Below are 18,657 nucleotides of genomic sequence, written 5' to 3'. Positions count from 1 at the left end.
TACATTGCTACTGACACCAAAATAATCTATCAGGATACCGGCACAGCATGGCAGAAGGTGGGCGCCGTGAAGTGGGGGGATTTAGAGGATAAGCCGGCAAGCTTTACGCCTTCGCCGCATAAATCTACCCACGCTAGTGGTGGGACAGACGTACTTACTCCTGCGGATATAGGGGCGGCGAATACTACAACGGCAGATATGACCTTATATGTTGATGCAGTAAATGGTAATGATAATAACCCGGGAACTCAGACGCAACCTCTTCAAACAATACAAGCGGCGGTAAATAAAATCCCCGCAATAGTAAAACACACAGTAACGATAAATATTGCGGCAGGAACTTATAGTGAAAATGTTATAATTAAAGGAATTTTTGGCTCAGGGGCAATAAATATTTTAGGCGGGAGTGACTTAACATCTGCCGCTAATTACATTGTCAATCGGATCGATGTAAACCATTGCACGGCTAATATATATATTAAAGGCTTTACCATAAAACTTCCTGCTGGGAGCTGGATAGGAGGTATAAATATAGTTAATAGTTCAAAAGTGCAAGTTACCTATTGTAATATAAATGGCCAAAATTTTACTGATGCTAATAGAGCAGGATTAATCTGTTCTTTCGGTAAATGTGTAATAAACAATTGCGACATAAGTAATGTAACATCATCAGGAAACTATGCGGGGGCAATTGTATCATCTTCTTGTGGACAGGTTAACAGCTGGAGTAATACTGGTAGTAATAACACTTATGGCCTAAATGCACGAGCAGGAATAATACATCGGGAAGATACTACTCAGCCAGGAGCTACCACTGCAACTGTAACATCCGGGGGCGGAGTAATTTATTAATAGGGGTGGTACCGAATGAAAAAACTGATTATAAATGGGCAAGAATTTATGGCTGAAAAAATCATAAAGAATGGTAATTCCATTATTGGTATAAATGGCGATACTATTGTTTTTACTTTTCAAGGTGTCATGGATTTATCTAGTTTTAAATTAGAATCAGGGCAGAACTATGATCCTGACCCTGAACAGGAAAGAGAACAGCGGATAGCTGACCTAGAAGCAGCTCTGGCTGCTTTAATAGGGGGTGGTTTATGATGCCCATCTGGAAACGCAATATTTTTGTGCGGGTAATTAATAAACGTATGGCTGAAGAAGGAAAAACAGCAGAAGAAATATTAATGGAGTATCCGGCATTAATGCCAGAGGAAAAGCAAGAAATCTTAATGGAAATCAATAATCAATAGTAAAGCTGTTTGGGGCTTTATTTTGCTTGGAAGGAGGCCGGGCGGATGTCGGAAACAGATATTAGAGCAATATCGGATAGATTAAACGAAATGAGCCAGCGGCTTGCGAGAATTGAGGAAAGGCTTAGTATAGTGCCTTTATGCGGTTCGGACTGCGCCCGGGGAAAGGCAGCGGAGCTGGAGAGGCGGCTGGTAATACTGGAGCAGGACAAAAGCTGGATATATAAAACCATCATCGGCGCCGTTATCGGCGCTTTTTTAGCGCTTGTCATCAAAGGAGGGGCGTAACATGGAAACAAAAAAACTGCAAGGCTTTGCAATCTGCATAGATCCCGGACATGGCGGGAGAGACCCGGGCGCAGTCGATGGTAAGAATGCGAGCGAGAATGACACACTGCTGACGGCAGAAAAGGACGTCAACCTATCTGTGGCTAAAGTGCTGGCCGATAAGCTCCGGCTACAAGGGGCAAGGGTAACGCTGACAAGAGGTAGCGACTGGTATCCATCTCTGGCGCAGCGGTGCCAGATCGCAAACAACTTTGGTGCAAGCATCTTTATTAGCTTGCATTGCAATGCTGGCTCGGCCCAGGCTGCTGGCATTGAAACACTGTATAACCCAGACAGTAAGAATGGGAAGCGGTTGGCAGAACTTGTGCAGACCGAGCTTATTGTGGCAACTAAGGCGCCAAGCAGAGGAGCACGACCTCGGTCTGATTTGTGGGTACTGAACGGCACAAAAATGCCAGCAGTACTGATAGAAATGGGATTCGTGACTAACCCTGGCGAAGAGGCTAAACTTAACAGTAATTCGTATCAAGCAATTTTAGCGGATGCTATCGTTAAGGCAATTTTGCGTTACAAGAAAGGGGAGAGTGTTTGATGTTACCGGTTGAGCTTGTGATGGCTCTGACGGTAGGATTTACCGAGAGCTTGAAGCAAACCTTTCGTATACCCAAACAATGGCTCTGGCTGCTGGTGATTGCTCTGGGCGCTGCCTTAAATGGCCTCAATGCCTGGGCCTTTGGCGGACCGGTGCTGGAGGCAGTGAAGGAAGGCATTATTGGGGCGGCGACAGCCAGCGGTATCTATGGTCTGACCAAGGCGGCTCTAAAGGGAGGTAATGCAGATGGCGGCGATAGGTAAATGGTACGGCCAGCCTGATCCGAACAAAAACCAGGAGAAGCTGATTATACCAGTGCCAGTTATTGTTCCATGACGCCCGCCCGAAAGGGTGGGTTATTTTGAGGACGGGGGTTAATCACCCCCTTCTACTCGATTGCTTAATACTAAAAGTAATAAAATATTTGTCGTATTTTGGAAGGGAAAACTCATATTATAACGAATTAAACAATCAGATAATATGGGAGGTGTTGATATGCAAAAAGCAGAAGGGAATGAGCTTGCTATCAAAGATAGTGGGGCAAGAGAGGGAGAAGATAAAACAAAAATGGCAATTGATACATTTGGAAGGATAATGGCAGAATCATTTCAAATATATGAAAAGATGAAAAAAACACAAAATGTAGGCATATTTGTTGATTATGATAATGTATATTGGACATTAATGAAGAAATATTCACATGATCCTGATCATGCGGAACCTGATAAAAATCTTTTTATTAGATTATGGGACACATATGGGAGGGATAATGTTCGAACATTTAGGGTTTATGGTGACTTTCAAGCAATCAGGACATGCCTAACAAGTTTGCAGAAGAAAAGAGTTCAGATAAGACATGTATATTCGAATGGGAAAGTTGACGAGAGAAGAAAAAACTCCTCCGATATTGAACTTTGTATAGATGCCATAGAAAGTACTTACAAAGATTCAAATATATCGTTATATGTTTTTGTTACAGCTGATAGTGATATGATCCCTATTCTGAGTCGTATGATTTATAAAGGGAAAACTGTTCATCTATATTATTTATCAAGCGCAGCACCAAAACACGTTAATATTACTGATTATGCTCATTTTAGTATGGATCTGATGGAGTTTATTAATATTGAACAAAAAGAATATATAATTGATGATTATATTATTGATGCTTTAAAATTTATAGATAATTGGCACAAGCAACATGGAAACACCTCAAAATGGCTTGGGAAAACATGGCTATTGAACGGTTTAGAAAAACAGTTACAGATTCCGCAAGATACATGTAGCAAAATATTAGATAAACTAAAGAAGGAAGAGTTGATAGATTATACTACGAAGGAAACTGAGGACGAGAACGAAATGAAGAGTCATGTTATTATAACATCAAAAGGGAAGCAAAAATTAGAACAAGGATGTGCATAGTAAAAACAGAAAAAACACATGTTCTGGTTGCAAATGTTACAAAAATGTTATATAGTATAATACACAGAGTTATTATTCGTTATTTTTCTAATTCGCTATTTTAATTCGTTATTCTTAATTCGTTATTTATTATTCGCTATGAAGGGCAGGGAATATTCCCTGCCCTTCAACATAGTGCGAAAAAGGCCTGGATGGTGCCGAAATGGTGCCCGAAAGTGTCTCTATGGTGCCGAAAAGGGCATAAAATTGCACAAAAGTTTCCAGAAAACAAAAACCGCTAATCAGGCGCGAAGCCTTGATATTAGCGGTTTTTCTGGCTTTAATATGGTGGGCGATACAGGACTTGAACCTGTGACCTCTTGCATGTCAAGCAAGCGCTCTGACCAACTGAGCTAATCGCCCGTGTTTGGTTGCGGGGGAGGGACTTGAACCCTCGACCTTCGGGTTATGAGCCCGACGAGCTACCAACTGCTCTACCCCGCGTTGATAGTGGAGCGGGTGATGGGAATCGAACCCACGCAACCAGCTTGGAAGGCTGGGGCTCTACCACTGAGCTACACCCGCATTTTAAACTGGCGGAGAAGGTGGGATTCGAACCCACGCGGGACTTGCGCCCCCTACAGCATTTCCAGTGCTGCCTCTTGATCCACTTGAGTACTTCTCCGTGCTAAACTGGAGCCACTAACCGGGATTGAACCGGTGACCTCATCCTTACCAAGGATGCGCTCTACCTACTGAGCTATAGTGGCAAGCTGATGGTGCGCCCGGTAGGAATCGAACCTACGCACCAGGTTCCGGAGACCTGCGCTCTATCCACTGAGCTACGGGCGCCTGGAGCGGAAGACGGGATTCGAACCCGCGACCCTCGCCTTGGCAAGGCGATGCTCTACCACTGAGCCACTTCCGCATAATGCCCACAATTGGTGCGGGTGGAGGGACTTGAACCCCCACGGTTTCCCGCTGGAACCTAAATCCAGTGCGTCTGCCAATTCCGCCACACCCGCGCGGATAATGGTGAGCCATGCTGGACTCGAACCAGCGACACCCTGATTAAAAGTCAGGTGCTCTACCGACTGAGCTAATGGCTCATGAAACAATGGCTGGGGTGGCTGGATTCGAACCAACGCATGGCGGAGTCAAAGTCCGCTGCCTTACCACTTGGCTACACCCCAGCGAAATGGTGGAGGAGGTAGGATTCGAACCTACGAAGGCGTCAGCCGGCAGATTTACAGTCTGCTCCCTTTGACCACTCGGGAACTCCTCCATAGATATTCTGGAGCCGGCGACAGGACTTGAACCCGCAACCTACTGATTACAAGTCAGTTGCTCTACCAGTTGAGCTACGCCGGCAGGCTGGTGACCCCTACGGGATTCGAACCCGTGTTACCGCCGTGAAAGGGCGGTGTCTTAGACCACTTGACCAAGGGGCCATATGCACTTCTGTATTTTACACAACCATTCCGTGTTTGTCAACACTTTTTCTTGCATTATATCCTGGAATTGCGATGGTCGGGGCGACAGGATTCGAACCTGCGACCCCCTGCTCCCAAGGCAGGTGCGCTACCAAGCTGCGCTACGCCCCGTCGCAAAGAATATGATACACCGATATGCCCATGTTGTCAACAAAAAAATTTGTCGAATAAATTCGAAGGAAAATTTAAAAAATTGAAGGACAATAAGCAGGATTTTTGCAACCGAAGAAGAATAATATACGTACAAAGTTTCACAAACAAGCGGCGCCGCGAATGTGAAATTGGCCACAATCTCCTGCAGCGGTTATGGTTGGGAGAGGCGGTAAGTCAGCGAAGATTTACTGCCGGGGAGGGAAGTGAGTTTTGTATGGGCAATGTCAATTGTCAGTGTGGTAAACTGATCTGTCAGGTTGTGGATAATACCTTGATCATTAAATGTCGTCGTTGCAAAAGGTTTATTCTAATCCGTTTAAATGAAATGCGTACCAAACCTGTTATTCATTTTAAAACTTCATAGTGATTCTAGAGTCCAGAGACCTTTGAGTCCGGAGACCGGCAGGAGTTCCTGACAGGAACTCCTGACCGGTCTTTTTCTTTGGCGAAGGAGGTGAAAGGTGTGGCAGGTATTATTCCCCACAAGGAAGGGGCGGAAGTAAGTCATTTAATGGCTGATGTTCGTTGCATGTGTGGCAAAATCGTTGCACAAAGGGCACGTACCAAAATCTACATTAAATGCAGACATTGCAAGCGCTTCATTATCATCGATACCAGGGAAGATTGCAGTAACTGGGAAACCAAATACCGTTAAACCCAGTCCGGAGACTTTCAAGTCCTGAGACCGGTAGCTGGCCGGGCCTCAGGGAGGTTCGGTTTTTTTGTGGAGGAGGGTTGTCCAATGTTAACTTTGCTGGGAATTGGTGCACTTCTTTCACTGGTGTTTGGTTTTAGCTCAGGCGGATATGTAGCGTTCTATGTGTTGCCTGCTGGCAATGGAGTGGTAAGGTCTCTGTTAACCATGTTCCTGGGGGTGCTCATTTCGGCAATAACTTTTGTGCTGGCCGTCAGTCTGGTCTGGCCGGCGGTGATGTAAGGGGGGATTGAGCATGTTAAAGGCTGTATTAATAACGCTGGGGGTATTATGTTTGCTTTTTTCTCTGGCAGTGAGTGCTTATGTTACCCTTTATAAGGTTAAAACCAGAAATGTTTCGGGTATGCTCCTGTTTGTTTTACTGACCCTGGTGATCTGGATAGGAGCTATTTCCGTTGCTGTAGCAGGGGTTATGGTGCATCCGTGAGACGGGTACTGATAAGGAGGCGAAATAATGAAAAAAGCAATGAGCCCGTTGAGGCTGACCTTACTGATATTAATGGGGCTGTTCCTCTGCTGGTTTAAACAGGGGACGGCTTTTGGAGCTGAAGAACAATTTGCTGCCAAACTGGCGGAAAATCGCCGCTTCAATGAAGGCTGTCTGCGCTGCCATGGCGCCATCGGGCTGAAAACCAAAATGGATGGCAAAATAGTCAGTCTTTATGTTGATGAAGGGGAATATCTGGTTTCCCAGCATGGAACCAATCGCTGTACCACCTGTCATCGGGATATTACTGAATATCCCCATACCGGGGCCCTGACCGGGGAAAAAATGCGAGTAGCTATTGATAATAATTGCCGGGACTGTCATAAGGATGTAACTGCGGTATACAGCAACAGTGTGCATAACGGGAAGGTGCGGTGCAGTGCCTGTCATGGGGTGCACAATATCCGCAAAAAAGAAGACGCCCTGGCGCTGGTAGCCAAACAGCAAATCCCCCATACCTGTACTGCGGCAGGATGTCACAGTGGGCGGATCAAGGAGTCCTATGAAGAGAGCTTCCATGGCAAAGCGGTTCTGCTGGGCAGTCAGAAAGCGGCCAGCTGTGTGGATTGTCATGGTTCCCATGAAATTAAGGGGCCCGGTATGGCGGCTTCGCCGGTGAGCAAAACCAATACCCCAAAAACCTGTGCTAAATGTCATTTTAAGCCTGAAGTCAATTTTGCTGCGGGGAAAGAGCATTTTCTTCTGGAAAAAGAGGGTGAAGGAGCTCCCATGTACTATACCCTGAAGTTTTTTGTCTGGTTGACTATAATTGTTGTTACTTTGTTAATCATTCATATGCAGCTGGAACTGTATCGCAAGCTTAGAAATGCGCTGGCCAGCGGGGAACAGCAACACTAGGAGGGGTTGGAATGGAAAAAAGGCACTACCGAGCTGCAGTTAGACGCTGGAATCTTCATCAACGTATTCACCATATTGGTATGTTTTCTACCTTTATTCTCTGTACTATTACCGGCTTGCCCATTAAATGGCATGATAACAGTTTATCCCTGGCCCTTGCCCGCTGGTTTGGCGGGCCGGATACCATGCTCAATATTCATATCGGCAGCGGATTAACCATGATTGCAGTTAGTATTTATCATTTGGTCTGGATGTTTTACAAAATGCTGGTTAAAAAAGATCTGGGCTGGGCCATTATGCCAACTTTAAAGGATGTAACTGACCTGGTGCAACACCTGAAATACCAGCTGGGTTTTACTGACCAACCAGCCCGGTTTGATCGCTATTCCTACAAGGAGAAGTTTGACTACTGGGCGGTATTCTGGGGGATGTTCATCATTGGTGGTTCCGGTATTTTCATGATGATGCCGGAATGGGGAGCGGCCCTGATGCCCCGCTGGCTCATTGATTGCTGGCGGATTGGTCATAGTGATGAGGCGGTACTGGCCATTCTGGCTATCTTTGTCTGGCATTTTTATAATGTTCACTTCAATCCCGATTTTTTCCCGGGCAGCACAACCTGGTTTAATGGGTTGATGGATATTAGGGTAATGGAACACGAACATCCCCTGGAACTGGAGCGAATTAAAAAGGAGCAGGAAAAAATCATCCTGATACCGGAGGAAGGACAGGAGGGAGAGGCATGGCCGTCTTCAAACACAGTCGCAACAAAGGTTTGATTATTGTTGAAATGATCATTTACTTTCTCATCCTGGGCTGGTTTCTGGCTGAATATTTGCCTCTGGGGTTAAGCTAAAGGAGGGACAGGAAAATGGTCAAAACATTTCGGGTCTGGGGTACATTGACGATGGCCATGCTGGTAGTGAGTTTATTGATTGCTACTTTTTTTAGCGTAGGCAGTATCGGTTATACCCAAAATAAAGAAGAAAACAGCCTTTGCGGAAGTTGCCATGAAATGCAACCACAGATCAATTCCTGGCGCTTATCTACCCATGGCCGCATTGGCTGTCTCAAATGCCATCCCAATGTACCCATGACCGAGCTGGCTTATAAACACTGGCGCGGTTTTTACAATCAACCCATCAAGAAGAAAACCATAGTGCCCAATGCAGTCTGCCTGGATTGCCATAGCCGGCAGCGGGATATTTCTCCTCCGGGGGGGCTGGTGGTTCCCCATGAATATCATACTCAGAAGGGAGTAGACTGTGTGGATTGTCATGCTGGTCTGGTGCATTCCACCCGGCAGCCAGGAAGTCCCAGGATCAAAATGCCGGTCTGCCTGAAATGTCATAATGGCAGCAAAGCTACCAATCAATGTAAGGATTGTCACGGAGAGAATGTACCCAAACAATAGGAAATATTTTATCTTGCCATGCCCGGCAGAATTGAGAGCCGGGCATTTACTTTTTATACTTTCTCTATCGGAATAGTACAGATAGCTTGTCAGCGCAGGAAAAGTGTAGTAAAATATTCAGGAACAAAGTGTAGGAGGGAAGAACATCATGGAAAGGGGAACTTTTCGCGTTAAAGCTGGCCTGGCAGAAATGCTGAAAGGCGGCGTCATTATGGATGTAACTACACCGGAACAGGCTAAAATCGCTGAGGAAGCGGGCGCCTGTGCCGTTATGGCTTTGGAAAAAGTACCGGCCGATATCCGGGCCGCGGGCGGAATTGCTCGCATGGCCGATCCCACGGTAATCAAGCGCATTCAAGATGCGGTCACCATCCCGGTAATGGCCAAGTGCCGAATCGGTCATTTTGTGGAGGCCCAGATCCTGGAGTCCCTGGGTGTGGACTATATTGACGAAAGTGAGGTCCTCACTCCTGCGGATGATAAATTCCACATCAATAAATGGGAGTTCAAGGTACCCTTCGTCTGCGGGGCTAAAAACCTGGGGGAAGCCCTGCGCCGGATTGGGGAAGGGGCAGCTATGATCCGGACCAAAGGCGAGCCTGGTACCGGTAATGTGGTGGAAGCAGTCAAACACTTTCGCACGGTGATGGGAGAAATTCGCCGTCTGCAGATGCTGCCCCAGGAAGAGCTGATGACTGCAGCCAAGGAGATGGGCGCTCCCTATGAACTGGTGGTGGAAGTGGCCAAAACCGGGAAGTTGCCGGTGGTGAACTTTGCTGCTGGCGGTATCGCTACTCCTGCTGATGCAGCTTTGATGATGCAGCTGGGCTGTGATGGTGTTTTCGTCGGCTCCGGTATCTTCAAATCCGGGGATCCGGTCAAACGGGCCCGGGCCATTGTAGCTGCCACAACCCACTACAATGATCCGCAGGTACTGGCGGAAGTTTCTAAAGACCTGGGTGAGCCCATGGTCGGGATCGATATTTCCACCATTACTCCAGAAATGAGAATGCAGGATCGGGGCTGGTAAAATGAAAATCGGGGTATTGGCTCTGCAGGGTGCTTTTCGGGAGCACCGGCTGGTGCTGGAAAAACTGGGTGTGGAAGTTGTTGAAGTACGTAAAAAGGAGCAATTGGCAGAGCTGGCGGGGCTGGTAATCCCCGGAGGTGAATCAACTACCATCGGCAAATTGATGGTGGATTTTGGCCTGCTCTCCGAAATCAAGGAGCGTTTTCAGCAGGGGATGGCGGTTTTTGGAACCTGTGCCGGCTTGATTCTGCTGGCAACCGAGATTATGGGCAGTGAACAGCCGCGGCTGGGCTTGATGGAGATGACTGTCAAGCGCAATGCCTATGGTCGACAGGTGGACAGCTTTGAAGTGGATTTGCCGGTTCCCGCTATCGGAGCACAACCCCTGCGGGCGGTTTTCATCCGGGCCCCCTACATTGAACGAGTTGGTTCCGGGGTTGAGGTAATGGCTACCTTCCAGGACAAGATCGTCCTGGCCCGACAGGGCAAGGCGCTGGCGGCGGCTTTCCATCCCGAGCTGACCGAGGATTATCGTTTGCATCAGTATTTTGTGGATTTGTGTAAAAAATAAGTGAATGTTACTTGACATAAGACATTTGTCTTCGTATAATTGTAAACAAAAATGAATACAGCTTCTGGATGAAGGTTGCAGAAGAAGGTAACGGGGTTTACCCGTTACCGCCGAAGGGGCAAGGCGGTATTATGTCGCTCAAACTCTCAGGTGGCTTTTGAGCCAGGTACTGTAACCGGACAGACCTCTGGAGAGACCTGGCAAGACCGGGCGCCGAAGGAGCAAGCCTGCCAGCCGGCAGGTCAATCTCTCAGGCAAAAGGACAGGGAGCGACAGGATGCGTTTGTGGCTTCGTTTACCCTTTTAGCAGCAGTGACCAGAGGACCAATCAGGAGATTGGTCCTTTCTTATAATTCCATCTAACCATCATCTCATAAGGGTAACCCGTTGAAAGGGAACATAGGCAGGAAACAGGCAAGAGAGCCGGTGGTTGGTGCGAACCGGTCCTGGGAACTGCTGAATCCGCCCTGGAGGGGATCCACCGAAGGGCCGTGGCCTGGTAAGTGGATACGGTGGCGCCGTTATCGCATCGAGAGGGTCAAGGGGATATTATTGCCTTTTGGCCAATTAGGGTGGCAACGCGGGAACAAGCTCTCGTCCCTAAAGCTGAGGCTTTATGGATGAGAGCTTTTCTATTTATAATAATCATCTAAATCCGGGAGAGGGGTTGATTTTAATGTTGCAGGACAAAAAGTATCTGATGATTCCTGGGCCGACACCTATTCCACCGGCGGTCCAGCAGGCCATGATTCGGCCCATGATCGGTCACCGCAGTGGGGACTTTGCCAAACTGCACGAACGGCTGATTAAAAAGGCCAAACAGGTTTTTCAGACTGAAAAGGACCTGTTTATTCTCACCCAGTCCGGTACGGGGGGACTGGAAACGGCAGTGGCCAATGTGATCAGCCCTGGGGACAAGGTACTGGCCCTGGTTACCGGTAACTTCGGCGAGCGTTTTGCCAAAATCGCCCGTTTATACGGGGCAGAGGTAGATGCTCTGGAGTTCCCCTGGGGTGAAGCCATTGATTTGAAACAGGTAGAGGAAAAGCTGGCTACCAATCAGTACCGGGCCGTGCTGGCTACCCACAATGAGACTTCCACCGGTGTGACCAATGATATCGGGGGTCTGGGAGCCCTGGTGGCCAAAACCGATGCTGTCCTGCTGGTGGATGCCGTCAGCTCCATGGGCGGGATGGATATCCGCACTGATGAATGGCAGGTGGATATCATGGTTACCGGTAGCCAGAAGGCCTTGATGTTGCCGCCGGGGCTGGCTCTGGTCAGTGTCAGTGAAAAGGCCTGGCAGGCTATGGAGACGGCCAAAGCTCCCCGTTTCTACTTCTGCCTGAAGCAGGCCAGAAAAAATATGGCGGAGTGGAATACCGCCTGGACTCCCAATGTTACCCTCTTTTACGGGCTGGAAGCTGCTCTGGACATGATCCTGGCGGAAGGCTTACCGGAAGTCTTTGCCCGGCATGCCCTTATGACAAAAGCTACCCGGGCCGCGATCAGAGCACTGGGCCTGGAGTTGCTGGCTGCTGATGAAGTAGCTTCCCATACTGTAACTGCTGTTAAGGGCAATGACCAGCTCAATACCGAAGACCTGCGCAAGGTATTGCGTACCAAATACGGGGTCACTTTTGCCGGTGGCCAGGGCAAACTGAAGGGCAAGATTTTCCGGATCGGCCACATGGGTTATGCCGATAAGCTGGATATTATCCTGGCTATTGGGGCGCTGGAAATGGCCCTGGTTGAAGTGGGCTATCCGGTACAGCTGGGTGCCGGTGTGGCTGCCGCCCAGAAGGTATTTCTGGAAGGGTAAGAGGTTTCGCAGTTAATGAAGTTAGATAAGGGGAAAGGGGATTTTTATGCGGATACTGGTCTTAGATGGTGTCAGTGAAAAAGGAATAGATATCTTGCGGGAACCCGGGTTTACTGTGGACGTAATCGAGGAAAAGCTGAGCGAACAGCAACTGGTGGAGATGATTCCCGCCTATGATGCCGTGGTGGTGCGCAGTGCTACCAAGATCACTGCCCCCATTATTGCGGCGGGGGTAAACCTGAAGGTAATCGGCCGCGCCGGTGTCGGGGTGGACAATATCGATGTTCAGGCTGCTACTCAGCATGGTATTATTGTGGTCAATGCTCCCGATGGCAATACCATTGCCGCGGCTGAACACACTCTGGCCCTGATGCTGGCCCTGGCTCGCCATGTACCCCAGGCCAATGAGGCCTTGAAAAAGGGGAAATGGCTGCGCAAGGAATTTACCGGCGTGGAGCTGCGGGATAAAATCCTGGGGGTTATTGGGCTGGGGCGGATTGGTACCGCGGTGGCCAAACGGGCCCAGGGCTTTGCCATGAAGGTCATCGGTTATGACCCCTATATCACCCATGAGCGGGCCCGGGAAATCGGGGTGGAACTGGTGTCCCTGGAGGATGTCTATCGGGAAGCGGACTTTATCACCGTGCATTTGCCCAAAACCAAGGAAACGGTTAACCTGATTAACCGGGAAACCCTGACCAAAATGAAGCCGGGGGTACGGATTATCAATGTTGCCCGCGGTGGCATCATCAATGAACAGGATCTGTATGAGGCTCTGAAGACAGGTAAGGTGGCCGGAGCAGCGCTGGATGTCTTTGAAGTGGAACCCACGACGGAAAGCCCGTTGTTTGAACTGCCCAATGTGGTAGTTACCCCGCATCTGGGGGCATCTACCGAGGAAGCCCAGGTCAATGTGGCTCTGGATGTGGCCCGGGAGATTGTCACCATCCTGCAGGGCGGCATGGCCCAGAATGCTGTGAATATGCCGGCCATTCCCAAAGAAGATGCTCTGGTGGTTAAACCTTATCTGGCCCTGGCGGAAAAGCTGGGCAAGTTTATCTCCCAGCTCACTTCCGAGTTTGAGAATATCGAGATCACCTATGCCGGGGATGTAGCCTGCATCAATACCGCTCCCCTGACTACCGCCATCATCAAGGGGATTATGGAATCCTACAGTGATGTGCCGGTCAGTTATGTCAATGCGGTACAGCTGGCCAAGGGGCGGGGCCTGCGCATCATGGAAACCAGGGAAGAAGAGGCCCATGACTATACCAACCTGATTACCGTCAAACTGACAGGCGGGCCCTGTCCTAAAGCCGTTGGCGGTACCCTCTTCCGGGATAATGATGCCCGCATCGTCTTAATAGACGGTTATCGCATCGACATGGTGCCGGAAGGCTACATGCTGGTTGCCCCCCATATTGATAAGCCCCGGATCATCGGGCGGGTGGGCACCCTCATTGGTGAGCATGACATCAACATTGCTGGAATGCAGGTGGGCCGCAAACAGGTGGGTGGCCGGGCTGTGATGGTGCTGGCGGTGGATAATGTGGTACCGGAGGCAATTCTAGGAGAAATAGCCAAAATAGATGGCATTATCGATGTCAAGTTCGTTTCTTTATAGAAAAACTAATCGGGGAGGAGCTTTAGTTTATGACCAGAATTATTCTTGCCCGCCATGGTGAAACCAACTGGAACCGGGAAGGGCGTTATCAGGGCCAGCTGGACACTGAACTTTCCCCGCTGGGCTGGCAGCAGGCGGAAAGGCTGGCTGAGGCCCTGGCTAAATTACCCATCACCGCTGTCTATTCCAGTCCGCTGAGCCGGGCCTATGAAACTGCTAGAAAAGCTGCAGAAAAGCATCAGCTGCCGGTGGAAATCGTGGAGGGATTGACGGAAATTCACCATGGCTGCTGGCAGGGGCTGTATGCCCATGAGGTAAAGGAACAATACGGAGTGGAACTGGAGATCTGGCAATCCGCTCCCCATCAAATCACCATGCCCGGGGGCGGGGAATGCCTTAAGCAGGTCCAGGATCGGGCAGTAGCAGCTCTGGAGATGATCGCCAAACGCCATCCCTGGGAGACGGTGCTGGTACTGAGCCATGATGCCACTATCCGCGCTTTCTTCTGTTATGCCCTGGGCATGGATTTGGCCAACTTCTGGCTCTTCCGCCAGGATAACACCTGTATCAATGTGGTGGAATACCTGCCAGATGGTCGCTGGCGGCTAAGTAAACTCAATGATACCTGTCATCTGGGCTCTCTGATCTGGGATGTCGATCAGAAGGCATTATAACACCTATCCCCACTTCCGCAATGGAAGTGGGGATACTTTTCCTGCGACCAGGTATAATGTATGCATAATGCCAGCAAAAGCCCTTTGCCAAACAGGAATAGATATAGTAAAATATTCCTTAATCAAGGAAATGGGAGGCGAAATTCGTGCTGGACATCAAATTCATCCGCCAGAACCCGGAAATAGTGGAACAGGCTTTAAAGAACCGGGGGGCAGCGGTTTCCCTGCAGGAGTTCCTGCAACTAGATGAGCAGAGACGGAAGTTATTGGTGGAAGTTGAGCGGCTGAAAAATCAGCGCAATACCACTTCGGAAGAAATTGGCCGTTTAAAAAAACAGGGTCAGGATGCTACTGAGCTGATGGCGGCTATGAAGGAAGTGGGCAATCGCATCAAGGAACTGGATGAGCAGGTGGCCCAAATCGAAGCCAGACTGGAAGAAATCGTTCTGACTATTCCCAATGTACCCCATAGCTCCGTTCCAGTTGGCGCTGACAGTAACGATAACCCGGTAGTGCGGCGCTGGGGAGAACCGCGGCAATTTGATTTTGAACCCAAACCTCACTGGGAAATCGGGGAAGCCCTGGGCATTCTGGATTTTGAACGGGGCGGCAAGGTGACCGGTACCCGCTTTACCTTCCTCAAGGGGGCAGGAGCCCGTCTGGAACGGGCGCTGATCAATTTCATGCTGGATTTACATACCCGGGAACATGGCTATGTGGAAGTTTTCCCACCCTTTCTGGCCAATAGCAAAAGCATGACCGGGACCGGGCAGCTGCCCAAATTTGCGGAAGACATGTTTGCTGTTTCAGGGACAGATTACTACCTGATTCCTACCGCTGAGGTTCCGGTTACCAACCTGTACCGGGAAGAGATTTTAGATAGCAGTCAGCTGCCCATCTATCACTGTGCCTACAGTGCCTGCTTCCGGGCCGAAGCCGGGGCCCACGGCCGGGATACCCGCGGCCTCATTCGCCAGCACCAGTTCAACAAAGTGGAGCTGGTCAAATTCACCAAACCGGAAGACAGCTATGAGGAACTGGAAAAACTGGTCAACAATGCGGAACGGGTGCTGCAACTGCTGGGCCTGCCTTACCAGGTAGTGGTATTGTGTACCGGTGACCTGGGCTTTTCATCGGCCAAAACCTATGACCTGGAGGTCTGGCTGCCCAGTTACAATACCTACCGGGAGATTTCCTCCTGTTCCAATTTCGAAGACTTCCAGGCCCGGCGGGCTGGTATTCGCTTCCGCCGGGATGCCAAAGCCAAACCGGAATATGTCCATACCCTGAACGGGTCAGGGCTGGCTGTTGGCCGAACCCTGGCTGCTATCCTGGAAAACTATCAGCAGGAAGATGGTTCGGTAGTGATACCGGAAGTCCTGCGGCCCTACATGGGTGGATTGGAAGTAATTAGATAGAAAAAGGGACAGACACGGGTATAGTGCCCGTGTCTGTTAGCTCATTTACGGGGAAGGGAGACAGCTATGGGGGAGAGCAGAGAAGTCGCAAGCAAGACCAGGATCCAGGCAGGTAGCCGGGAATATCTGAAAGCCAATATTGCCTTGAGCATCGGGGGGATGGCGGTGTTTGCCAATTTGCATTTCACCCAGCCCCTTTTGCCCCTTTTTACCCGGGAGTTTGGGGTCAAACCGGCCGAGGCTGGCTTGACTGTTTCGGCGGTGATTTTCACCCTGAGCGTGTTTATGCTGGTTTTTGGAACGGTTTCCGATGCCTGGGGCAGAAAAAAGATCATGGCTGCCGGTTTGCTATTAACAGCCCTGCTGGCTTTTGCGGCTGTGTTTGTGCAGAACTTTCCTCAGCTGGTTCTGTTACGGGCTTTGCAGGGAGTATTTCTGGCCGCTTTACCGGCCCTTGGCTATGCCTACATTGGGGAGGAATATGAACAGAGGGCTGTGGCTGCTGCTATCGGAATGTTTATCAGCAGCAATTCCATTGGCGGTATGGGTGGCCGGATTATCAGCGGCGTGATTGCCGATTACTGGGGCTGGCGTTATGCCTTTTTAGTCCTGGGGGGCTTATGCCTTCTGGGTTATGTGCTTTTCCTCTGGTGGCTACCTCCCTCCCGGCATTTTCGCAGCCGGCCCTTCAGCGGGCAGAAAGCACTGGCGGAGATCAAGGAACACTGGTCTAATCCTGTTTTGCGTAATGCTTTTCTTCTAGGTGGCATGATTTTATTTGTTTTTGTTGGCCTCTTCAATTATCTGGGTTTCCGCCTGCAACAGGCTCCTTATTATTTTTCTGCTACTGCTACCGGCTTTTTGTATTTAACCTATCTGGCCGGTACCTTTAGTTCCACTTTATCGGGGCGGCTGGATGGCAGACTGACCATACCGCAACGCATTTTAACCGGTCTGGTCTTGATGTCACTGGGCCTGGTCATGATGATACTGAAACCGCTGTTTTTGATTGTAGCGGGCTTGATTTTCTTCTGTTTTGGCTTTTTCTTTGCCCATGCCGCAACCAGCAACTGGGTCAGCCGTAAAGCCAGACAGGCCCGGGCAGCGGCTTCGGCTCTCTATTTGCTCTGCTATTATCTGGGGGGAACTGCTGGTGGCTACTTTCTGGGTTATGTCTGGCAATGGGGCGGCTGGCTCTGGCTCAGTGCAGTTTGTTTTTTCATGTTGCTGGCTGCAATGGTAGTTAACAGGCAATTAAACAGAGTTTATTGACAGGAAAAATAGCTTATGCTATACTCTTTTATGTATCGCGGAGGGGTGTCCGAGCGGTTTAAGGAGGCGGTCTTGAAAACCGTTGAGTCCTTGACGGGCTCCGTGGGTTCGAATCCCACCCCCTCCGCCAGTCAGAAGCTGGAGAGATGGCCGAGTAGGTCGAAGGCGGTCGCCTGCTAAGCGACTATACGGGCTAAAACCCGTATCGAGGGTTCGAATCCCTCTCTCTCCGCCATTTGTGCGCCCGTAGCTCAGCTGGATAGAGTAACAGACTACGAATCTGGTGGTCGCAGGTTCGAATCCTGCCGGGCGCGCCATTTTCCGTCCTCGTAGCACAACGGATAGTGCAACCGCCTCCTAAGCGGTAGATTCAGGTTCGACTCCTGACGAGGACACCATCAGAGGGAATTGCGATGCAGCTGGAGCACGATGATGCATATTACATGGGATTGGCCCTGGCTGAGGCCAGAAAGGCTATGGCCCTGGGGGAAGTGCCCATTGGCGCTGTGCTGGTGCGCCGGGGTGAGGTAGTGGCTGCTGCCCACAACTGGCGGGAACTGGCCCCGGATCCCACTGGCCATGCTGAAATGCTGGTTATACGGGAAGCTGCCCGTAAACTGGGGGGCTGGCGCCTGACCGAGTCTACCCTGTATGTAACGATTGAACCCTGTCCTATGTGTGCCGGGGCCATTGTCCAGGCCCGCATTGAACGGCTGGTTTATGGCGCCGCAGATCCCAAGGCCGGGGCGGTAGATAGTCTAATGGATCTGGTCCGGCATCCGGGCTTGAATCATCAGGTGGAAGTGACTGCCGGGGTACGGGCGGAGGAGTGCCAGGAACTGATGAAAGAGTTTTTTCGGAAGTTAAGGCTGAATAAGCAGAGAGATGCCCGGGTTTAGGCCCGGGTTTTGTTGTCAAAACTTGTAGTTGTGAAGCTGATAAAAATGTGCTACAATATAGGGCGTGAGCCATGCGGAGAGATGGCCGAGCTGGTCGAAGGCGCTCGACTCGAAATCGAGTAGGCGGGCCAAAACCCGTCTCGTGGGTTCGAATCCCACTCTCTCCGCCAGATTTGAATAAGACGGCCTGGTGAACTTAAAGGGTTCGCCAGGCTTTTTTTGATTTGGTTTTTCCTGGTATAATAAAATATAAATAAAAAAGCATAGCGTTGACATAAGTTGTCTTCTTAATACGGATGAACCAGTAGAGGTAATAGTTTATATCCGGCGACCACTGTTTTGCCGGATATTTTTATTTAGCAAAAGGTTTTGGAATATCATTATTGTGGGATAATTTCTGTATAAAATTATATATCTCATCATTGCCCCTGAAAATATTGACAGGAGAAACAACTATATGATAAGGTGGTGATACGGAAATGATTAGAGGAGAGATAATTATGAGTAAAATAAACCTGTTAAGAACTCCTCAAAAATATACTTCGTATTTCAATATGGATAATAATTTTTCTAAACTTGAACAGTAGCGTTGCATTAATTTTATGAATGGTAGTCAACTATGTTTTGGTCATTACGCATTATGGTATATATGACATTTATGTAATTATATGTAATTAAGGACTCCAGTTC

General features: G+C 49.3%; 20 protein-coding genes, 19 tRNA genes, 1 pseudogene, 1 riboswitch and 1 other annotated feature. Of the genes and pseudogenes, 26 read left to right on the top strand and 14 right to left on the bottom strand.

All coding sequences use genetic code 11. The annotated features are described in order from the left end of the window. The 7 genes and pseudogenes from ULO1_RS03875 to ULO1_RS03850 all read left to right on the top strand — a co-directional run. Positions 1–852: pseudogene (locus tag ULO1_RS03875) on the top strand (hypothetical protein); the annotation flags it as partial. 15 nt (positions 853–867) lie between these two features. Beyond that, positions 868–1,107, top strand: a complete 240-nt coding sequence (locus tag ULO1_RS03870) for a hypothetical protein (RefSeq protein WP_079933021.1) — start codon at positions 868–870, stop codon at positions 1,105–1,107. Further along, positions 1,104–1,256, top strand: a complete 153-nt coding sequence (locus tag ULO1_RS14675) for a hypothetical protein (protein WP_159446824.1) — start codon at positions 1,104–1,106, stop codon at positions 1,254–1,256. Before ULO1_RS03870 ends, ULO1_RS14675 begins: the two co-directional genes overlap by 4 nt. Positions 1,257–1,301: 45 nt before the next feature. Further along, positions 1,302–1,544, top strand: coding sequence for a hypothetical protein (locus ULO1_RS03865; RefSeq protein ID WP_079933020.1), 243 nt, complete (start codon positions 1,302–1,304; stop codon positions 1,542–1,544). Position 1,545: 1 nt separating this feature from the next. Further along, entirely contained in the window at positions 1,546–2,136 is a 591-nt protein-coding gene (locus tag ULO1_RS03860; RefSeq protein WP_079933019.1) for an N-acetylmuramoyl-L-alanine amidase, read from the top strand. Further along, on the top strand, positions 2,136–2,399 hold the full coding sequence (locus ULO1_RS03855) for a hypothetical protein (RefSeq protein ID WP_079933018.1): 264 nt from the start codon (positions 2,136–2,138) through the stop codon (positions 2,397–2,399). The genes ULO1_RS03860 and ULO1_RS03855 overlap by 1 nt, the downstream gene beginning before the upstream one ends. Positions 2,400–2,631: 232 nt before the next feature. Beyond that, positions 2,632–3,558, top strand: a complete 927-nt coding sequence (locus ULO1_RS03850; protein ID WP_143325402.1) for an NYN domain-containing protein — start codon at positions 2,632–2,634, stop codon at positions 3,556–3,558. A gap of 325 nt (positions 3,559–3,883) precedes the next feature. On the opposite strand, the gene ULO1_RS03845 is transcribed toward ULO1_RS03850, so the two are convergent. The 14 genes from ULO1_RS03845 to ULO1_RS03780 form a co-directional block, all read right to left on the bottom strand. Beyond that, positions 3,884–3,960: transfer RNA gene (locus tag ULO1_RS03845), tRNA-Val, on the bottom strand. 5 nt (positions 3,961–3,965) lie between these two features. Next, positions 3,966–4,041, bottom strand: a tRNA-Met gene (locus ULO1_RS03840). Between the two features lie 7 nt (positions 4,042–4,048). Continuing rightward, a tRNA-Gly gene (locus ULO1_RS03835) sits at positions 4,049–4,122 on the bottom strand. A 9-nt stretch (positions 4,123–4,131) separates the two neighbouring features. Continuing rightward, positions 4,132–4,222, bottom strand: a tRNA-Ser gene (locus ULO1_RS03830). 9 nt (positions 4,223–4,231) lie between these two features. Further along, a tRNA-Thr gene (locus ULO1_RS03825) sits at positions 4,232–4,307 on the bottom strand. A 7-nt stretch (positions 4,308–4,314) separates the two neighbouring features. Beyond that, positions 4,315–4,389, bottom strand: a tRNA-Arg gene (locus tag ULO1_RS03820). Position 4,390: 1 nt separating this feature from the next. Beyond that, a tRNA-Gly gene (locus ULO1_RS03815) sits at positions 4,391–4,465 on the bottom strand. A gap of 14 nt (positions 4,466–4,479) precedes the next feature. Continuing rightward, a tRNA-Leu gene (locus ULO1_RS03810) sits at positions 4,480–4,562 on the bottom strand. 8 nt (positions 4,563–4,570) lie between these two features. Continuing rightward, positions 4,571–4,646 (bottom strand) — tRNA-Lys (locus tag ULO1_RS03805). Between the two features lie 9 nt (positions 4,647–4,655). Continuing rightward, a tRNA-Gln gene (locus ULO1_RS03800) sits at positions 4,656–4,730 on the bottom strand. Between the two features lie 6 nt (positions 4,731–4,736). Continuing rightward, positions 4,737–4,822: transfer RNA gene (locus tag ULO1_RS03795), tRNA-Tyr, on the bottom strand. Between the two features lie 10 nt (positions 4,823–4,832). Beyond that, positions 4,833–4,908 (bottom strand) — tRNA-Thr (locus tag ULO1_RS03790). A gap of 4 nt (positions 4,909–4,912) precedes the next feature. Continuing rightward, positions 4,913–4,988, bottom strand: a tRNA-Glu gene (locus ULO1_RS03785). 76 nt (positions 4,989–5,064) lie between these two features. After that, positions 5,065–5,141 (bottom strand) — tRNA-Pro (locus ULO1_RS03780). A gap of 505 nt (positions 5,142–5,646) precedes the next feature. Between ULO1_RS03780 and ULO1_RS03775 the strand changes: the two genes are divergently transcribed. From ULO1_RS03775 to ULO1_RS03685, 19 genes are all read left to right on the top strand, one after another. Continuing rightward, entirely contained in the window at positions 5,647–5,838 is a 192-nt protein-coding gene (locus ULO1_RS03775; protein WP_079907009.1) for a hypothetical protein, read from the top strand. 87 nt (positions 5,839–5,925) lie between these two features. Continuing rightward, a complete protein-coding gene (locus ULO1_RS03770) occupies positions 5,926–6,120 on the top strand; it encodes a hypothetical protein (RefSeq protein WP_078664731.1) in 195 nt (64 codons plus the stop codon). 13 nt (positions 6,121–6,133) lie between these two features. After that, positions 6,134–6,325 carry a hypothetical protein gene (locus ULO1_RS03765; RefSeq protein WP_079907007.1) on the top strand — a complete coding sequence of 64 codons (192 nt, stop codon included), beginning with the start codon at positions 6,134–6,136 and terminating at the stop codon, positions 6,323–6,325. A gap of 27 nt (positions 6,326–6,352) precedes the next feature. Further along, positions 6,353–7,243: a cytochrome c3 family protein gene (locus ULO1_RS15105; RefSeq protein ID WP_079933017.1), complete on the top strand. Its 891-nt coding sequence runs from the start codon at positions 6,353–6,355 to the stop codon at positions 7,241–7,243. Between the two features lie 11 nt (positions 7,244–7,254). Continuing rightward, positions 7,255–8,022: a formate dehydrogenase subunit gamma gene (locus ULO1_RS03755; RefSeq protein WP_079933016.1), complete on the top strand. Its 768-nt coding sequence runs from the start codon at positions 7,255–7,257 to the stop codon at positions 8,020–8,022. 92 nt (positions 8,023–8,114) lie between these two features. Beyond that, positions 8,115–8,657 (top strand): cytochrome c3 family protein, encoded by a 543-nt coding sequence (locus tag ULO1_RS03750; RefSeq protein ID WP_078664727.1) that lies wholly within the window; start codon positions 8,115–8,117, stop codon positions 8,655–8,657. Between the two features lie 145 nt (positions 8,658–8,802). Then, the gene (pdxS, locus tag ULO1_RS03745) at positions 8,803–9,687 is read left to right on the top strand and encodes a pyridoxal 5'-phosphate synthase lyase subunit PdxS (protein ID WP_078664726.1); all 885 of its coding nucleotides are present in this window, start codon (positions 8,803–8,805) and stop codon (positions 9,685–9,687) included. Position 9,688: 1 nt separating this feature from the next. Beyond that, positions 9,689–10,258 carry a pyridoxal 5'-phosphate synthase glutaminase subunit PdxT gene (gene pdxT, locus ULO1_RS03740; RefSeq protein ID WP_078664725.1) on the top strand — a complete coding sequence of 190 codons (570 nt, stop codon included), beginning with the start codon at positions 9,689–9,691 and terminating at the stop codon, positions 10,256–10,258. A gap of 177 nt (positions 10,259–10,435) precedes the next feature. Next, positions 10,436–10,534, top strand: a riboswitch (glycine riboswitch). 102 nt (positions 10,535–10,636) lie between these two features. After that, positions 10,637–10,863 (top strand) — a binding site (T-box leader). A 71-nt stretch (positions 10,864–10,934) separates the two neighbouring features. After that, positions 10,935–12,080, top strand: coding sequence for an alanine--glyoxylate aminotransferase family protein (locus ULO1_RS03735; protein ID WP_078664724.1), 1,146 nt, complete (start codon positions 10,935–10,937; stop codon positions 12,078–12,080). Positions 12,081–12,126: 46 nt separating this feature from the next. Then, positions 12,127–13,704 carry a phosphoglycerate dehydrogenase gene (serA, locus tag ULO1_RS03730; protein ID WP_079907003.1) on the top strand — a complete coding sequence of 526 codons (1,578 nt, stop codon included), beginning with the start codon at positions 12,127–12,129 and terminating at the stop codon, positions 13,702–13,704. Positions 13,705–13,733: 29 nt separating this feature from the next. Further along, positions 13,734–14,378, top strand: coding sequence for a histidine phosphatase family protein (locus ULO1_RS03725; RefSeq protein ID WP_079933015.1), 645 nt, complete (start codon positions 13,734–13,736; stop codon positions 14,376–14,378). A gap of 146 nt (positions 14,379–14,524) precedes the next feature. Then, entirely contained in the window at positions 14,525–15,796 is a 1,272-nt protein-coding gene (gene serS, locus ULO1_RS03720; RefSeq protein WP_078664721.1) for a serine--tRNA ligase, read from the top strand. Between the two features lie 66 nt (positions 15,797–15,862). Continuing rightward, positions 15,863–17,068, top strand: a complete 1,206-nt coding sequence (locus tag ULO1_RS03715) for an MFS transporter (RefSeq protein WP_079933014.1) — start codon at positions 15,863–15,865, stop codon at positions 17,066–17,068. A 39-nt stretch (positions 17,069–17,107) separates the two neighbouring features. Further along, positions 17,108–17,198, top strand: a tRNA-Ser gene (locus ULO1_RS03710). A gap of 10 nt (positions 17,199–17,208) precedes the next feature. Further along, positions 17,209–17,303: transfer RNA gene (locus ULO1_RS03705), tRNA-Ser, on the top strand. 5 nt (positions 17,304–17,308) lie between these two features. Further along, positions 17,309–17,385 (top strand) — tRNA-Arg (locus tag ULO1_RS03700). Positions 17,386–17,391: 6 nt separating this feature from the next. Beyond that, positions 17,392–17,466, top strand: a tRNA-Arg gene (locus tag ULO1_RS03695). 21 nt (positions 17,467–17,487) lie between these two features. Continuing rightward, positions 17,488–17,967 carry a tRNA adenosine(34) deaminase TadA gene (gene tadA / locus ULO1_RS03690; protein WP_375804195.1) on the top strand — a complete coding sequence of 160 codons (480 nt, stop codon included), beginning with the start codon at positions 17,488–17,490 and terminating at the stop codon, positions 17,965–17,967. A gap of 75 nt (positions 17,968–18,042) precedes the next feature. Further along, a tRNA-Ser gene (locus ULO1_RS03685) sits at positions 18,043–18,137 on the top strand. Positions 18,138–18,657 lie beyond the last annotated feature (520 nt).

It is taken from the genome of Carboxydocella sp. ULO1 (genome assembly GCF_002049255.1).
GTDB lineage: Bacteria > Bacillota.
This window is presented reverse-complemented; position numbering and strand designations above follow the sequence as displayed.

Excerpts from the sequence above, each read along its gene's own strand:
- ULO1_RS03870 (WP_079933021.1), top strand. The coding sequence starts at position 868 with ATGAAAAAACTGATTATAAATGGGCAAGAATTTATGGCTGAAAAAATC.
- ULO1_RS03850 (WP_143325402.1), top strand. The coding sequence starts at position 2,632 with ATGCAAAAAGCAGAAGGGAATGAGCTTGCTATCAAAGATAGTGGGGCA.
- ULO1_RS03855 (WP_079933018.1), top strand. The coding sequence starts at position 2,136 with ATGTTACCGGTTGAGCTTGTGATGGCTCTGACGGTAGGATTTACCGAG.
- pdxT (WP_078664725.1), top strand. The coding sequence starts at position 9,689 with ATGAAAATCGGGGTATTGGCTCTGCAGGGTGCTTTTCGGGAGCACCGG.
- ULO1_RS03860 (WP_079933019.1), top strand. The coding sequence starts at position 1,546 with ATGGAAACAAAAAAACTGCAAGGCTTTGCAATCTGCATAGATCCCGGA.
- ULO1_RS03755 (WP_079933016.1), top strand. The coding sequence starts at position 7,255 with ATGGAAAAAAGGCACTACCGAGCTGCAGTTAGACGCTGGAATCTTCAT.
- ULO1_RS14675 (WP_159446824.1), top strand. The coding sequence starts at position 1,104 with ATGATGCCCATCTGGAAACGCAATATTTTTGTGCGGGTAATTAATAAA.
- ULO1_RS03770 (WP_078664731.1), top strand. The coding sequence starts at position 5,926 with ATGTTAACTTTGCTGGGAATTGGTGCACTTCTTTCACTGGTGTTTGGT.
- ULO1_RS03750 (WP_078664727.1), top strand. The coding sequence starts at position 8,115 with ATGGTCAAAACATTTCGGGTCTGGGGTACATTGACGATGGCCATGCTG.
- ULO1_RS15105 (WP_079933017.1), top strand. The coding sequence starts at position 6,353 with ATGAAAAAAGCAATGAGCCCGTTGAGGCTGACCTTACTGATATTAATG.
- serA (WP_079907003.1), top strand. The coding sequence starts at position 12,127 with ATGCGGATACTGGTCTTAGATGGTGTCAGTGAAAAAGGAATAGATATC.
- ULO1_RS03765 (WP_079907007.1), top strand. The coding sequence starts at position 6,134 with ATGTTAAAGGCTGTATTAATAACGCTGGGGGTATTATGTTTGCTTTTT.
- ULO1_RS03735 (WP_078664724.1), top strand. The coding sequence starts at position 10,935 with ATGTTGCAGGACAAAAAGTATCTGATGATTCCTGGGCCGACACCTATT.
- ULO1_RS03715 (WP_079933014.1), top strand. The coding sequence starts at position 15,863 with ATGGGGGAGAGCAGAGAAGTCGCAAGCAAGACCAGGATCCAGGCAGGT.
- ULO1_RS03725 (WP_079933015.1), top strand. The coding sequence starts at position 13,734 with ATGACCAGAATTATTCTTGCCCGCCATGGTGAAACCAACTGGAACCGG.
- ULO1_RS03865 (WP_079933020.1), top strand. The coding sequence starts at position 1,302 with ATGTCGGAAACAGATATTAGAGCAATATCGGATAGATTAAACGAAATG.